The sequence below is a fragment of the Anabaena sp. FACHB-1237 genome, assembly GCF_014696225.1.
Lineage (GTDB): Bacteria > Cyanobacteriota > Cyanobacteriia > Cyanobacteriales > Nostocaceae > FACHB-1237.
In genome coordinates this window covers 1-16,250 of record NZ_JACJPV010000062.1, presented here as the reverse complement: position 1 = coordinate 16,250, position 16,250 = coordinate 1, and the positions used below count along the sequence as shown (strand labels likewise).

Annotated in this window: 14 protein-coding genes and 1 pseudogene; 3 read left to right on the top strand and 12 right to left on the bottom strand. The window is 38.6% G+C overall.

Features of this window, described 5'->3' with window-relative positions:
* From H6F32_RS19015 to H6F32_RS18995, 5 genes are all read right to left on the bottom strand, one after another.
* The coding region (locus tag H6F32_RS19015; protein WP_190370846.1) for a serine protease at positions 1–1,433 on the bottom strand (1,433 nt) is incomplete at its 3' end.
* A 657-nt stretch (positions 1,434–2,090) separates the two neighbouring features.
* On the bottom strand, positions 2,091–2,657 hold the full coding sequence (locus H6F32_RS19010) for a COP23 domain-containing protein (RefSeq protein ID WP_190370845.1): 567 nt from the start codon (positions 2,655–2,657) through the stop codon (positions 2,091–2,093).
* 691 nt (positions 2,658–3,348) lie between these two features.
* The gene (locus tag H6F32_RS19005; RefSeq protein WP_190370844.1) at positions 3,349–5,196 is read right to left on the bottom strand and encodes an AAA family ATPase; all 1,848 of its coding nucleotides are present in this window, start codon (positions 5,194–5,196) and stop codon (positions 3,349–3,351) included.
* Positions 5,197–5,279: 83 nt separating this feature from the next.
* Complete coding sequence (locus tag H6F32_RS19000; RefSeq protein ID WP_242031192.1) at positions 5,280–7,166, bottom strand: ArsA family ATPase; 1,887 nt, start codon at positions 7,164–7,166, stop codon at positions 5,280–5,282.
* A 282-nt stretch (positions 7,167–7,448) separates the two neighbouring features.
* Positions 7,449–8,132 carry a GvpL/GvpF family gas vesicle protein gene (locus H6F32_RS18995; RefSeq protein ID WP_190370843.1) on the bottom strand — a complete coding sequence of 228 codons (684 nt, stop codon included), beginning with the start codon at positions 8,130–8,132 and terminating at the stop codon, positions 7,449–7,451.
* Positions 8,133–8,301: 169 nt separating this feature from the next.
* On the opposite strand from H6F32_RS18995, the gene H6F32_RS18990 reads away from it, so the two are divergent.
* On the top strand, positions 8,302–8,616 hold the full coding sequence (locus H6F32_RS18990) for a gas vesicle protein (RefSeq protein WP_190370842.1): 315 nt from the start codon (positions 8,302–8,304) through the stop codon (positions 8,614–8,616).
* A 102-nt stretch (positions 8,617–8,718) separates the two neighbouring features.
* Here H6F32_RS18990 and H6F32_RS18985 read toward each other — a convergent pair whose 3' ends face one another.
* The 7 genes from H6F32_RS18985 to gvpA all read right to left on the bottom strand — a co-directional run bounded on the left by H6F32_RS18985 (position 8,719) and on the right by gvpA (position 13,907).
* The gene (locus H6F32_RS18985) at positions 8,719–9,069 is read right to left on the bottom strand and encodes a gas vesicle protein GvpG (protein ID WP_190370841.1); all 351 of its coding nucleotides are present in this window, start codon (positions 9,067–9,069) and stop codon (positions 8,719–8,721) included.
* 70 nt (positions 9,070–9,139) lie between these two features.
* Positions 9,140–9,883, bottom strand: a complete 744-nt coding sequence (locus H6F32_RS18980) for a GvpL/GvpF family gas vesicle protein (RefSeq protein WP_190370840.1) — start codon at positions 9,881–9,883, stop codon at positions 9,140–9,142.
* 127 nt (positions 9,884–10,010) lie between these two features.
* On the bottom strand, positions 10,011–10,484 hold the full coding sequence (locus tag H6F32_RS18975) for a gas vesicle protein K (protein WP_190370839.1): 474 nt from the start codon (positions 10,482–10,484) through the stop codon (positions 10,011–10,013).
* 72 nt (positions 10,485–10,556) lie between these two features.
* Positions 10,557–11,270 carry a gas vesicle protein GvpJ gene (locus H6F32_RS21265; protein WP_190370838.1) on the bottom strand — a complete coding sequence of 238 codons (714 nt, stop codon included), beginning with the start codon at positions 11,268–11,270 and terminating at the stop codon, positions 10,557–10,559.
* A 167-nt stretch (positions 11,271–11,437) separates the two neighbouring features.
* Positions 11,438–12,481, bottom strand: a complete 1,044-nt coding sequence (gvpN, locus tag H6F32_RS18965) for a gas vesicle protein GvpN (protein ID WP_190370837.1) — start codon at positions 12,479–12,481, stop codon at positions 11,438–11,440.
* 432 nt (positions 12,482–12,913) lie between these two features.
* Entirely contained in the window at positions 12,914–13,576 is a 663-nt protein-coding gene (gvpC, locus tag H6F32_RS18960; protein ID WP_190370836.1) for a gas vesicle protein GvpC, read from the bottom strand.
* Positions 13,577–13,691: 115 nt separating this feature from the next.
* Positions 13,692–13,907 (bottom strand): gas vesicle structural protein GvpA, encoded by a 216-nt coding sequence (gene gvpA, locus H6F32_RS18955; RefSeq protein ID WP_057178839.1) that lies wholly within the window; start codon positions 13,905–13,907, stop codon positions 13,692–13,694.
* Positions 13,908–15,190: 1,283 nt separating this feature from the next.
* Between gvpA and H6F32_RS20725 the strand changes: the two genes are divergently transcribed.
* Both H6F32_RS20725 and H6F32_RS20720 read left to right on the top strand, forming a co-directional pair.
* A complete protein-coding gene (locus H6F32_RS20725; RefSeq protein ID WP_242031191.1) occupies positions 15,191–15,613 on the top strand; it encodes a hypothetical protein in 423 nt (140 codons plus the stop codon).
* 327 nt (positions 15,614–15,940) lie between these two features.
* Positions 15,941–16,250, top strand: a pseudogene (locus tag H6F32_RS20720) (hypothetical protein); the annotation flags it as partial.

Here is a 16,250-nt window from a genome sequence, read left to right as displayed (position 1 = left end):
CCATGAATACCAATGACTCGCCCTTGGGTATCTAAAACAGGTCCCCCACTCATGCCGCCAAAGGTGATACTACTATAAACTAATTCATATCCTCCTGTTAAAGAAACTGCACTTTGGGCTGTACCCGAACTGTTATTTTTAAAATCTGATTGGGTAGTATTTAATAATCCTAGTTCTTTACTATAAATCTGTCCCAATGTGAATCGCCAAGGTGATTTTTCTCCTAACCTGGGATAACCCGCAGTGAACATATATTCAAAATCTCTTGGGTTATAATTTGCTAAAGTCGCAACTTGATAATTTTCCCGACTGGTGAATTTAACTACTGCTAAATCTACCCCTTCTTCTAATTTAATGGTGCTTGGTTCTACGGGATATTCTTTACCATCTCCTGTGAGGATTTTATAAGTATTTGGCTCACATAGTCCTACTTTATCTGGTGGTTTACAAACTACATGAGCAGCAGTTAAAACGGTGTAAATATCACCTTGTTTAGCGATAATAACCCCTGAACCATTACTACCGCTACTGCTATCAATTCTGACGGTAATTTGTTTAGCTTTTGCTTCTAATTCTCCTAACCACCCTGTTAATGGTACTTCTGCTATTTGCTGTTTAATATCTGGTATAGGTAAATTATAAGCGGTGAGAGTTTCTGGTCTTACCTGAGCTAAAACGGTTTTAATAGGTATTCCCCAACTGAGTTTTCTAAATTCTTGAATTTCTGTATTTGTGGGGCGTTTTCCGTTGGTGTAAATATAACCAGAATTGACTAAAGGATAGGAACTAATCCCATTAATTCCCAGAAGATACCCTTGACTACTAATAATTGGACCGCCACTCATTCCCTGTTCAATATCGCTGGTATAACCAATTTCATATCCGGCTTTTAAACTAGGTTGAGAAATTATTTGTTGTACTTTTCCGGTTCTAAATAACATTTTTCCTTTGCTGCTAGAATACCCAGCGGCTATAACTGGTGTATCTATATTAATATCAAAACTAGCAATTTCTTGAGGTAGACAATAATTTTGATTAGATGTAAATTGCAAAACGGCTAAATCTAGTTTACCAAAATTAGTATTAGGCAAAATTTGGGCTGAATAGATTTGATTGTCAGGTGTTTTAATTTGAACTTTATTAACTCCCAGCAAAACATGGGAGTTGGTAACAACTAAATAAGAATTGCCCTTTTTAGCCAATATTGTTCCTGAACCACTGTTATTATCACCCATGACTCTGACTGTAATTTGTTTAGCAAGGGTTTGGAGTTTTTGTGGTGAATCATATTCTCCACTTTCGGGGTTATCGGGTGTTATATTGCAGGTAGCCGGGGTAATTGTTTGAGCTAAAGAATGGGGAAGATTTGCTAATGTCAAGGGAGGGAAAGATAGGAATAATAAAGAGGAAATAATAGCAATGTTACGGTTCATGGTAGTTGTTGATTAGTAGATGATTTGTAGGGTGCGTTAGCGACAGCGTAACGCACCGTTAAAATCGTTGCCTAGTTGTTAATGAGTAGATGATTTGGATGATTTGTAGGGTGTGTTAGCGACAGCGTAACGCACCGTTAAAGTTGTTAATGAGTAGATGATTTGTAGATTTGTAGGGTGTGTTAGCGACAGCGTAACGCACCGTTAAAGTTGTTAATGAGTAGATGATTTGTAGATTTGTAGGGTGTGTTAGCGACAGCGTAACGCACCGTTAAAATTGTTCTCTAGTTGTTAATGAGTAGATGATTTGTAGGGTGTGTTAGCGACAGCGTAACGCACCGTTAAAATTGTTCTCTAGTTGTTAATGAGTAGATGATTTGTAGATTTGTAGGGTGTGTTAGCGACAGCGTAACGCACCGTTAAAGTTGTTAATGAGTAGATAATTTGTAGGGTGCGTTAGCGACAGCGTAACGCACCGTTAAAATCGTTCCTTAGTTGTTAATGAGTAGATGATTTGTAGGGTGTATTAGCGACAGCGTAACGCACCGTTAAACTGCCTAAAATACAGTGAATATAGTGGAGGCAGAGCCTCCAGAGGGCATTCCCCGGCAGAGCCAGGGAACGAGATAAAGTCCATTTTATTTGTGTCGAGAATGGCTATTTTTTAATATTCACAACTGGGGCATTTTGCAAATATTTACGCACATTCAAATACTTTCGGTTTCCTGAACTTTGCCAAAGTGGTTCTGAACTTTTACCCTCGACTATATTCACAAGTTGCTCCAGAACTAATTCTGGGTCAGCATTATTTTTTAGGGTAAATAATTGATTGTCACCATTACAACTTTGTTCATCATTTGCCACAGCACAAACCACAGGGGAACTATTGTTTTTACCCGTTGTCAAGTTCTCTAAACGACCTGATTCCTGAAATTTCTGGAACTTTTTAGATACTTCTTGGCAACGTTTTTGGGGAGTCCAACCACTTTTGGCAAAATACTCAGATTTCCAACCAATAAACCGTATGTGACCTTGACGTTCAGGAACCCAAGCAATGGTAGCGGGAACTTTTTCACCACTGGCTGGATCAAATATTTCTTGACAGAAAAATGTGACTTTATTTGGTTGAGCAGAAGCATTATCTTGACTAAAACCAGGATTTATGCTGATGGTTAAGGTCAATGTTGTTAATCCTAAAAAGGTGGAAAGTGATTGTAATTGCATGATTTTTGATTCCCTGAATAAAAAAGTGATGTGGATTGTGAAAATATACAGCACATTACATCTACATAGATGAACAGGCAAGATGCCTGTATTACAAGGGTTTTATCATATCTGTACCTCATAATAACGGAAACTGGTGTAAGTTGGGTTGAAGAATGAAAATATTAAAAATCAAGAAAAGCGATCCTTCTAGGAGGGGGCTTGCATCCCATTATTTTTGGTCAACTATTTTATAAGTTTTTTGGGATAAGTTTTTGGGTTGGCGATCGCTCTACCTAGTTGGGTTTGGAGAGGATAGTTGTGCAATATGAATTTTTTGCCGAAATTTGCTTAGTTAGACGTAATAAGTAAATATTTTGTTTCTATATTTGTTAGGAATTTGTTAGTTGTAGAGTGCGTCAGATATCAACAATTTGGTTATTTACATGATTTATACTGTCTGACGTAGTTGGTGAGCTTGTCGAACCACACCCTACCAATGTGCCAGTTTATAATTAATGTAGAGACGTTATATATAACGTCTCTACATTAATTAGCACCAGATAAGCTGTTGTGCCTTTAACTTGAATAATTAATACAAGCAAGATGCTTGTGCTACTGTAACTTCAGGTTTTTTAATTATACAGTGAGTACTGCACATTAGCTTATTTATTTAAGACTTGGAAGGTGGGGATAGTTTTGGCAATAGGTTTTAACTGGTACGCTGTTGGGTTAAAATCCCATAGGAGTGTTGGAAATCAGCAACGGTAATCTTAATCGCAGTGGGATCGGTTTCTCCTTTAGCGCGAAATCGGCGAATTGCTTCCACAGATGCCTGGTTACATAATAGGACTAAATCTGCCCCATTCCAACCTTCAGTTGCCTCAGCCCAATATTCCAAGTCTACATCCAATAGGGGTCTACCCTCAGTATAAACTCGTAGGATTTCTAAGCGACTGGCAAGATTAGGTAAATCAACTTTTAATTGTAAGTCTAATCTTCCAGCTCTTAATAACGCTGGATCTAAAGCATCAGGACGGTTCGTAGCTCCTATTACTAGGATATTAGTGCCTGTTTCTAACCCGTCTAACTCAGTTAATAGTTGTCCTACTACGCGGTTACTTACTCCAGAATCACCAGTATAAGTTCCACGAGCAGGGGCTAAGGTGTCAATTTCATCAATAAATACAACACAGGGATCCGCTTGTCGAGCCTTAGCAAATAATTCCCGCACCGCTTGTTCGCTGGCTCCTACCCAACGGGTAAGTAGTTCAGGTCCATTGACTCCAATAAAATTCGCTCTGGCCTGGGAGGCTACAGCTTTAGCTAATAGGGTTTTACCAGTTCCAGGAGGACCCCATAGCAAAATTCCTCTTGGAGCTACTGCTTTGGTTTGACGGTAAAGTTCTGGATATAGTAACGCCCCTTCCACGGATTCTCTCAAGGTTTGCTTAATGGCTTCTAGTCCGCCAATGTCCTCCCATTCTACATGGGGAACTTCCACTTCCATGCTACGCAGCACTGCCGGCTTAATTTCTTTAAGGGCTTGGAGAAAATCTGACTGGTTCACTGTCATAGTTTCCGGAACTGGTGTATCTATGGAGGGAACTTGACGGCGTAAGGCCATATAGGCTGCTTTTTGGCAAACAGCTTTTAAATCTGCTCCAACAAATCCAACAGTGCGATCGCTAATAAATTCTAAATCCACAGTGTCATCTAAAGGCATGGCACGGGTGAGAACTTGGAGAATTTCTTTACGTCCATTAGCATCGGGAATGCGAAATTGAATTTCTCGGTCAAATCTTCCTGGACGACGCAGGGCTGGATCTAAATGATCCGGGCGGTTAGTAGCAGCCAACACAATTACACCCGGAGTGTGGGAAAATCCATCCATTAGACTTAATAACTGGGCAACCAACCGCTTTTCCACTTCCCCTTCCACCGCACTGCGATCGGGAGCCAGGCTATCTATTTCATCAATAAAAATAATGCAAGGTGCGTTTTTAGCAGCTTTTTCAAAAATACCCCTGAGTTTTTGTTCTGCTTCCCCGTAATATTTGCTAATTACCTCTGGACCGACTAAGGCTATATAATTTACACCCAGTTCTTCCGCTAAAGCGCGAGCAGTTAGAGTCTTACCAGTGCCTGGCGGACCTACTAAAAGAACACCATGGGTTGGTTCTAATCCCAGTTTAACCAGTAACTCTGGGCATTTTAAGGGGATAGCAATTAATTCTTTAAGTTCTTTGACTACTTCACTCAAACCACCAATATCTTTTAAGGACATACCAGAATTGTCAGGGGGGGTGACTGGATCTGATGACCCATTAGATGGTTGGGGAGTAGCTGGGGAGGAGGGGGTGCGAATGCGACTGGTACCAATGTCGTTAATATTACTGCTTTTGGCCGCACCACGGGGAATATTGCCTGTTCTGGGAATACTACTAAGGGGACGAGAGTTGATTTGTATATCTGTTTTTACTTCTCCACTCTCGATTTTTTCTTCTAGTGTTTTGACCAAATCTATGAACTGCTCAAATCCTTTGAATAAGTCACTCATAAGTCTTGCTAAATGTGATGTAGAAAAACTAATAAAAACCTTTGGTAATCTGAAAACTTTTTTGGATGTTTGTTATTGGATTTTTACTCCTCAAATGCAAACAAAAGATTAGCTGCTCCCTTAATTCTTTCAATTGGCTCCACAGATCTAGGTAGCTGGGGTAGGTGAATAATTGTTTGTTCAGGAAACAAACTGTGATCAATTTCCACTGCTTGAGTATAGCGATTTTGCACCACATACCTTTGTTCAATGCCCATATTTTTCAGAGATGCGGTTAACCGAATATGTTCAGACGTAATAGCCGATTCTGCCTGAATTACACCAACAAATTGAGTATGACGAGGGTCTTTCAATTTCTTTTGCGCTTTCACTACTTGTTGTCGCAGCTGTCGCAATCTGCCAATGAAGTCTACTCGACCTAAAACATCCTGGTATTTCATCCACAGCCTAAAGATCCAGGATAACCAATCTCCTAAAGCTGAAGGCATGGATAAGAATTGCAACAAATGTCCTGTAGGTGCTGTATCTAGGATAATCAAATCTTGCTGATTAGTTTCCAAAAGATTGGTGATTGTAATTAAGGAGAGCATTTCATCAATACCCGGTAATGCTTGGGACATGATTTGTCTCCACGCTTCGGGTAAATAGGCAATGTTTACCTCTGTATCCTTGTTTGTTCCTTCTCCACTAATCATATCTGCCAATTCCCACAGATAATCAGCACGGAACTGATCTAATATCTTGTCAGCATCTATTTCTTGTCCATATAAATTGGGAGTGATTGACTGGGAATCATGTCCTAACTTTTGACCGAAGGCATCCCCCAGGGAATGGGCTGGATCTATGGAGATCACGCTAATATTTTTTTGAGGATAATGACTAGCAAAAGCCCAACCAATTGCTGCTGATACTGTTGTTTTGCCTACTCCTCCTTTTCCACCCACAATAATTAGTTTACAACCCTGGGCGAGAAAATCAGTAAAACTGGGTGGTATTCTCTTTGGCCATTGAATTATGGGTGGTGATACCTCGTCAACGTGAGTGATATGTTGAATTTCTGCTTCTAAATTATCTAAGGCTTGGCTACCTAATGGTGCTGTAGGTTGTTGGGGAATAATAAATACGGGTTGTTCTGGGGAAATATCTAAGAACTTGTGGATATAGTTCTGTTGTTCGGCATATCGATCCGGATCTGTATTTCCATCTGCCAAAATTCGGTTGATTAAAATTCCCGCAAAGGGAACTTCTAGGCTTTGTAACTGTGCTAAAAATCTTTCGGTTTCTGCTAAACACATTGGTTCGGCAATCCCGACTATTAAAAAACCTGTAAACTGACTGTCTTGTAGTAATCTTCTACTCTCTGATAATTGAAATTTGAAGTCAATTAAAAAGTCATCTACTGCATCTGATTGATAAGTTCCGGTGAAACTTTGGGTAATCACCTGATATTTTTTCTGAAATAATTCTAGGGAGTGTAAAATTACGTCCAGGAAGTCTTTCAGTTTTAGTAGGCTGACTGTGTGTCCAGAGGGTGCCATATCTACTACTATACGATCCACATTTTTTTCTGATAGCAATCGTTGAATCTCTAGTAATCCCATAAGTTCATTTAGTCCAGGCCAGTCTAAATCCCAAACGGGAGCTAGGTCTTCTCCATCGGCTAAACTGCCTCTTTCTACTAAAATTTCTAGGTACTGACTATATTTGGCTTTGAATTCCAATAGTAGATTTTGAGCGTCTAATGCTTGAATACTCAAGTTGGGTAAATCTATCGTTGGTGTCGCTTCACTGGTAACTTTTGTCAACAGTACATCTCCTAAGGAATGGGCTGGATCTGTTGACAATAGCAGAATCTTTTCTTCTGGAAATTTTCTAGCCCAATAACGTGCCAAGCAACAAGATAGGGTGGTTTTTCCAACTCCCCCTTTACCACTCAACATGACTAGATTTAATTTATCGTAATGGTACATTTGTTTTAGGAAAATAGAGAATATTAGGGACTAAGAATGTTAAATTTGAGGATTTTAGTTTGAGAGGATGTTTTAAAAGTATGGGGCGAATATCATAAGGCTTACGCCATGCTGTGCTATTGCTACTATACTGGCAAAGTCCACACTTGGACAGGCGACCAGGTGGACTAGGGAAAAACCAAGGATTTTTAACCTAGGTAGGCAGGTTTTGCCTGTGTAGACGCGATTTCCAATCGCCGATTTTTGTGTTAATTTAGACTTTACAAACATCCTCTAAGAATGCTAGATGAAATGGTAGGGAGGTAGGCAATCTCCCCACACTAAATCCCATCTTGGACAGGCTTGTTGCCAATTCAAAAATTTTTCTGCCAGGTAGATTTTTTCTTTTATGTTGACTAAAATATATATTTTTATTGCTTCTTTTTGTTCGTGGATCACTGCTGGTAGGTTATACTCTTTGGTTATCAAATCAATTAACTTTTGTTTTTCACTGTTTTGAGCATTGGCAAAGTTTTTCTGATTTTCATATTCTTGCTTTTTCCCTAAAAAGTAGTTTCTTCCCCCCTTTTGGGTAACTACTGGTTGCTGGAAAGTATGGGGAATTAGTTTTAAGCTTAATTCCGTTTTATCTCTGATTTTATCCAGCTTGGATTTATACTCTTTTTCCTGGGATGCCAAGTGCCTAAGTAGATTCTCCAAAGAGTCAAAATATGTGCCAAATCTTAAAGGTAAAATTGTTACTTGTTTAAACATTTCACAAATCACTCTATCATGACACACAGCCATCTGAACAATTTTCTCATCATCACTCTGCCATGAAGAGCGAGATATACCGGTTTCCACAAGTGCTGAAACTTGGTCACCTTTCACCAACATTACTTCACCTGTCATACCTTGAGGTAGAATCAGGGGTGAATGGGAAGTTTCTAAAAAGGCATAAGTGTATAAGTAGTCTGCTAATTCCATATTTTTTCACCTGCACTAGATTTTGTCGCCCATTGCTCCAAGATATCTAACTTAGCTATAAACAAAGTATAAACTTAATCAAAGATGGAAACAAGTTCTTTGGCAGTGGTTCGATAGTTTACAATCACAAAAAGTTAGTTATAATAAGTGGATACTTTTAGGTGGTTTTATGAAAAGCATTCCCAACGCTGCTATGTCTAGGGCTAAAATTAGCACCATGCCTCGGACTAAAACTGATGCTTCTAGCCAATTAGATCTTTATAAAATGGTAACAGAAAAGCAACGTATCCAACGAGAATTACTCAGTCTCAAAGAACGAACCACTATCCTGCAAAGGCGATTGGATCTTCTTAATGCCCAAATAGAATCAACTGAGCAGAGCATTTATGTGTCCCGTCAACCACGATTGAGTTCTCGCATATTAGGCAAATTAAATACTCACAGTGATATTCCCAGTTATAGCACTTTTGAAATTGAATATTAGTCTGTAGAGCTAGGTTAGAAAACAATAGATATTATCAGGATATTTACATTAGATAACCCGCATTGGCGGGTTATCTGTTATGGGTTTTGGTTTGATCCCTAATTAACGTGATAAGACTAAAGTTTTATCTTCTTCTTGAATTATGGGTGTGGTTATATTTAATTGAGGCTCGGCAATCAGATCATCTTCCTCGTCGGTTATATCCTCCTGTTCTAAACGGGACTTTTCCTCTTCTAAGGCCTGAATTTGCAGGAGTATTTCTTCCTCTTGTTCTTCAAATTCTTCTTCACTAATTTCTCCCAAGTCAAAGGATAACTGCAAGTTTAATAATTTTTTGTGCAGGTTTTCTTGATCATCAAACTCAGTGTTGGTACGTTCTTGGATTTTTTCGGCAATCCATACCACTCCATTAATTGGACCCATTACGGGTGCTAACAAAAGTTTCATCAGCATAAGGCACATCCTGAACAACAAAAATAAAATGGTTATTCTTCATCAGACAACAGTGGAAGATATCATCTGCTTATGATGGAGACAATTGAGCAAAAGTATAAGGAGCTGTGAAATTGTTGTATCTGATACGTAGGCGATCGCCGAATTGTTTGTCAATAGACTCCACGCGATCGCTAAATGCAGGTTCAACATCCCAAGGAATCAAAAATGCTGCATTGTAGATCATTTCTTCCATCATTGGTTCATTTTCCACCATATCTTTAGCAAATGGTTGGAGTTGTTCTCGAAAAACTTGAATTACTGCTTCCTTGCGCTCCATCAAATTACGTTCAATTAATTGTCCAATTTGAATCACTTCCTCCATACTCAAATTCTTGCCTTCCATACTGTCTCGTTGCTGCTTCAAATCAGGATTAGAATCCATCATCATTTGCACTTCTGCTTTAGTATCCCAAAGGATCTTCACACTAACTTCTCTTTGACCTGCTAGTTTTTCAAATAGCTCTTGCAGTTGCTTTTGAGATGGTTCAATCAGTTGTTTATAAATTTCCTGCCAATCTTTCACAACCAGTCCAAACCGCAAGGGTAAAAGAGTTTGATACCCCTCTTGCATAGCCTCTTCTAAAACCTTTTCATGGCTCAACAAATTACGTCGGGAAGCTAAATACTGCTTTTGGAGAGCCTCAGAATACAAAAAAGTAAACCCATTTATCTCCTGAGTTTTAATGGGTTGTTTATCCAATCCCGTGAGTTGCAAGTTATCAGGTAGTGGTTTTGGCAAAATACCATATAGATAGAGTCCATTGCTATTCATAATAATCAACCTAGAAATGAAATTTAAACTAGCTTATGTTTATCCAACCTACATTTTATAATTAATTAGTAGTTCCCAATTAAACTAGCAACTAATACAGGTAGAATCGAACCACTTAAATCCTAACCTACATTGGTTTTGAAGTTAGAACCAGCTGCAATTTGGCATGAATTAAATCCAAATTAGCCAGTCCTAAATCTATTTCTCCATCCACAACAACTCCTGTATTGAGTAAGCGATCGAGTAGTTCCAAGACACTGGGTTTAGTCCCCTCTTCCCCAGGATAATAAGATCCTTTTTCCGGTAGTAGAGTACCAAAATCGCCTAAATTCACATTCAATTCAGCCGGATCAACATCAAATATCTGGCACAGATGCAGAACCTGAGACTCTAACTTTTGTAAACTTTCTGCTGCTTGCTCTAACTCCAATTCGCTCAGATAATTTTCCTCCATACGACGAATTACCTGAGCCTCCATTAATTGACGGACTAACTCCAGCACCGTTAATAGCAAAGGTGCTAAGCCCGCTTCTTTCTTAGAACCAGAAGCGGGCGGTAAGAAGTCCTGGGACTGATCAAAGGTCGTGATAGCCATTTCCATAGTTTCACCGATGAATGTCACCTAAAATCCTTTGCAACCCACCCAGACAACTGAACGAAGCTAATCGTGAAACTAATCGTCATCAGAATTATCACTGGAGAATGAACCAATATCATCACCCACTGCTCTAACAGTTTGAGTATCTGGTTGATTGCTTTCTGTATCTTCTACAACAACATCATACTGCTGTTGCTGCTGATTTTCCAAATCGCTACTGGGAAATGCCAAATTCTCTTGGATAGGTTGCCCAACAGAATCTGCATTTTCCTGGGGATTTTCCATAAGTTTTTCTAAAGGTATTGTATCTTGTTCTACCCCTTCTTGATCCACAGATATTGGCGTAATTTCCTCACTAAGTTCCTGAGTATGATCATCACCACTCAGATTGTCTTCCACAGTTAATTCTGGCTGTTCAATTGCTGGGTTAACAAATGGTTTGCCTAGATCAGACGTTAGTAAGTTTATTTGTGACTCTAAAGTTGTTAAACGTTCTCGAAGTTCCTTATTCTCCTCAATTAAACCCTGAGCGTGACTACTGAGGTAAGGATCACCTTCCCACCAATTAATACCCATCTCCCTGGCTTTATCCACGGAAGCAATTAATAAGCGAATCCGAATATGTAGAAGCTCAGTAGAAGCAATAGACACAGAAATATCGCCAGCAATAACAATACCCTTATCTAAAACTCTTTCCAGAATATCCGCTAGTGTAGAACCTTGGGTGGAGGTGTTAATAACTTGACTGGAGCTTACCTGAGAACGTGTTGGTAGTATTGGGGAATTCACGAATGATCAACTCTGTTAAATAGTGTAAATACTTTTGTGTTTACTTACCACACCCTTCTGCTCCAGAGAACCCAGAGAATGGCAATGTGATATTCCATGTTCAGGAATTTTTTAATCCCGTTCACGGACTCACTTCTTTTTTGCAGTAGGTACTTGTAAGCTTCTTTTTACCTTTTTATCATTTTTTTATCATTGCCGATATTTTCTTGATTTACAATTTCCTCAACTTGTGTAGTAGCATCTGTGACATCATGATTATTTTCCTCAGTCCGAGCATTACCATTCAACTCGATGGGTAATTCTGGTGTATTGAGGTTGAGCAGATCCGTAAAAATATTTGTACATTCTGTAATAGGTAAACCAGCCCGATTAAACAGAATATCCATAGCAACGTCACGGAACATAGGATCTTCTGGTACTGCTAAAATATCGTTGTCAGCACAAACTTTAGCGATCATCAAACAAGCACGCAATCCAGAAGTTTTCTGTGCATTGGTAGCTAGTCTGAATGACCTAACTAAATCCACAATAAAACCAGCAGATTGTTTATCTATATTTGTTTTTTGGGCTAATATTTCCGTCTGGGTTAATTCATCAGGTTCTGGCATATTAATAGTTACCAGTCTATCCATCAGCGCATCCTGTGTGGAATGCACCCCACAATACTCCTCTGGATTAGAGGTAAAAATAACGCGGAACTGAGGGTTAACATGAAGGTACTCAGGCTGGTTGCTGCTGGGTGGCAAGCTGAGAATTTTTTCTTCCAAGGCTGAAAGTAAAACGTTATTTACTTCTGGGCGGGAGCGATTAAACTCGTCATATACTAATGTAAATCCCTCTCGGCAAGCCAAAGTTAGCCGCGAATCCATCCAGTTTTGTCTAAATTCGTCTTCGATTTTAACAACACTATGGATGTAGTTATCAAGGAGTTTCTTGTGCGTATAACCAGACTCGCTACCAATTAAGTCTGAACTTTTAAACTCATCATCACCAAACAGCAACATTACTGGTCTATCTAAACAATGAGCTAAATGCAAGGCCAAAGTGGTTTTACCTGTACCAGCAGGACCACGTAAGTGAACAGGGAAACCAGACTTCAAATAAAGCAAAGCCCGCAAGGCCACCTTCTCAATGGTAGGTGTCATCACAAACTGACCTGGACGAACACGAAGAATTGCTCTTTTTTGATTGTTAATGTTGCTTAGAGCCATAATATTGTTAAAAATTGTAAAGAAAAGAGACTACCTAACAATAATATGCTAGGTTACAAGTGAAGGTGCGGGATCAAGGTTAGTTTGAAGGAGTCACTCCAGGTCTGGATTGTTGTCAGTCCTTGACCAACAGTCTTGAGACTAAATCCTCACAACTGTATCGAAACTGTGCTTTTGAACTCATTGTTATATGTTTAGTGCCTCCTAACATCTTCAGTAAGAAAACTGTTGCTCTAGGAGGCATTCCTTTAAGGCGTTGCTGAAACCAAGTATGAATTTAGGTGTAAAGACGTTTGATGGAACATCTCTACAAGGATTTAGATATCATCAAAAATTATTTTCATACATCAAATCAGCAACGCCCCTTTTAAATAGAATATAATGCAGATGATCCCGATTTAAAATCGTTAATCTGCAATATAAATTAGCACCTTACACACCAATAACAGTCAAAAACAAATCTTGCCGGAATTGACGCAAGGCCTCTTTTTGCGCGGCGGCCTTAGCAGCGCGGTCAGTAGTTGTATCTGTCAAGAAAGCACTAGTTTTTTGCTCTAGTTCTTTATGGAAGGCACTTAACTCTTCTGCTTGCTTTTGCGCTTCAGCAATACGGGTTTTTGCGGTATCTGCTAAGAAGGCGCTAGTTTTTTGCTCTAGTTCCTTATGGAATGCACTCAACTGTGCTGCCTGCTTTTGAGCTTCGGCAATACGAGTTTTGGCTGCATTAGCCAAAAACTCCTCTGTTTTTTGCTCTAATTCTTTATGAAAAGCATCTAACGCTGCTGCTTGTTCTTGGGCTTGAGCATAACGAGATTTAGTTGTTGTTGCTAAAAACTCATTAGTTTCCTGCTCCAGCTGGGAGCGGAACTGGCGCAATTCTTCAGCCTGAGCTTCAGCTTGAGCTTGACGAGATTTAGCAGTGCTTGTTAAGAATTCATCAATTTCTTGGCCTAATTGTTGCCTAAATTGACTTAAATCCTCAGCTTGCTTTTGTGCTTGGGCCAGTCTATCACTTTTCCTTGTAGAAAGGAAATCATTTACTTCTTGAAATATTGACTGATTCTCCAGTCGGATTCTTTGCATTAAAGCGACCATGAAGTCCTCCTCAAAAGTATCAAAATCAGGGGGATAGGATGCACCTGATCACAAAAAATTCAGTGAGTGAACCTATCGCCTATTGGTTATCAGCCGTAGTCTTGATCAAAAAAAATTAAGCAGGTACAGCTGCGGATTGGGTTAAGCCTACTGCTTCTGCATACTTGAGGTAGGTTTCTACGGATGCGATTACGATCCGAGCTTCTACTGCTAATAGTTCGATACCTACTAAAGAAACACGAACCCAAGCATCTACTACGATACCTTTGTCTAGGATTCTATCAATTACTTCTGCCAAGCTAGAAGAAGAGTTAGTTTTTTCAACTGCCATTTTTTTGCACCTTTAACTCATTGTTATTAACCAAATTGGAATGTAACAATCATACGTAACAAAAAGATGCTTTAAGCACAGTTATTTGATGATCTAAGTGCCATCGAATACAATTTTGATTCGGAGATTGTCGTTTTCTATTCCATAAATATGAATATCACCATTTATTTGTAATGTAAAGTCTTTTGAATGTAAAGAAAAGAAACTTTACATTGAAACCCAATCAGCCAAGATTTATCTATGTAATTACCCCCATGATTATTAGTAAATAATTAACCTGAAGTACAAAATAATTAAAGTATTAAAAGGTAAAGTTGTATTTCTTGTTTCTATGTAAGTAATGTTTAACACTGAAATTAATTTCAATAAGTAATACTCACAATATGGAATTACCAGTAATATGTGTAATTTTTATAACTTAATTTGGAATATTTGACAGTATTAACTCTGGAACATTATAGTTAAATATTCTGATGCATTATTTTTACAATAACGAACAATATGATGATATTGAAATGGAAAAAGTAAGAATTTACAAATCTTAATATTCACTGCCGTAGGAATTTTCCTAAGTATTCGTCAGTGCAAAACTCCCTTCCACTGAATGTAATCTTGTCAACATTTGGATTATAGACTGTTTTAGGAAGCGTGTAGCAAAGCTGGAATCAACATAAATTGAGTATTACCGAAATCTAAAATGGAGGAATTAGATAGTTTTTAACTACATAGATATTAAAATAAGTTTACAATTGTTTTAAGGAAATTCTCGAATAGCCAAGGGTATAATCAAAGCAAGTACAAATGAGATAAATCGTAAATAATTAGGGATAATAAAGTAATGTGCTAGTTACAAATAATCAGGTGTATTCCTGAACTAGACTCGTTATTATTAGGTCTTATCAAACAGTGACACGGACATGAACAGGTTAATAACAAGTAATTCCAGATTCCACTGATTACCACTAGGATTTATTTTTATGATATTATTGATAGGCTTACGACTGTAAAGTTCTACTCCTGTGGTCACGTCCATGTTAAGCTGGTACGGATTGGCGGAAATAAGCCAACTATTCTAAATCGTTAAAAAGCCTATAATATATTAGTTTTGACTTTTGACTTTTTTGAATGCATGACTTCCGCTTTGCGGTACTAGGTGGTTCTAAGAAGTTCAAATGCCCAAATTGCGGACATTTTCTTCCTAGAGAATGGAATGACACTTTGGTAATTTTCCTCAAAGCATTGAGCCATATTGCGGAGGTAAGAACTTTGGTTTAGGCGACGCTATGTCCGGGGATATCCTAAGATATCCGGGCTTGAAGTATCTGTCTGATCCTTTTCCCGATGTGGAACTCAAAAATCCGGCAGTCCCCAATGATATAGGCTTGTTTAAAGTCCAATTTATCAGTTTACAATTCATCAATCTAACTACAATCGAAACTATGTCTATTGAAGGTAATCCTGCTTCCGTTACTAAACAAGCCTTAGTTGCTCTTGCAAATGCTATAGAAGCTAAAGGACACAAGCGTGAGTATGCTGAGGCCATGGCAGCTTCAGTGATTTTTCAGGCAGATCTGGATTTGCGTAATGCCCAAATTGCTAATCTTTTAGCCTGGCTGAAACAAGAGCATCATGAAATTTATGAGTCTGCTTTGAGTATAGTTGAAAAGACTCGCCTGGAGTTTGAAACCCGAGTGAGTAGAGGCTAAGATATTTCCAGCTAGTTTGAGCCTGGATGTGATTGCAAATACAAATAGGGGAGAGCAGTTTGACTCCCCCTATATTTTGCCAACAATGTTAAGGTATTTTAGCGTTGAAGGGAGGTTAATACCCACACCTTAAGAAGCTAATTTAGCAGAGATTAGAAAAGCTGAAATTGCTAATATAAAAGCTGAGGATGAACGTCAGCGTGCTAATGAAGTAGAGAACAAAGCAGCTATTTTAGCTCAAAAGCTGAGAAAATTAGGTATTGAGTTTAAATCAAAAAAATATAGTCAAACATAGTCAAATATAATCATTTGTGTTATGATTGGAGAATGAAACTATCTGACTATGCAAAATCAAAAGGAATAAGCTATCAGACTGCTTGGAGAATGTGGAAACGTGGTGAACTTAAAGCTACGCAACTACCTACAGGTACAGTCATTGTTGATGTACAAAAAATAACTGAAGGAGTCGTTATTTATGCGAGAGTTTCAAGCTCTGAAAATGGTGAATCCTTCCAGAGATTCTTTAAAGGACAGTCAAAATATCCCAACTTTAAAAAGAAAGGAAAAAATGATAGTTTTACCATTGACAATGGTGGTAAACCAATTCCTGTAGGTGGTACGTCAATAAAACTACCGA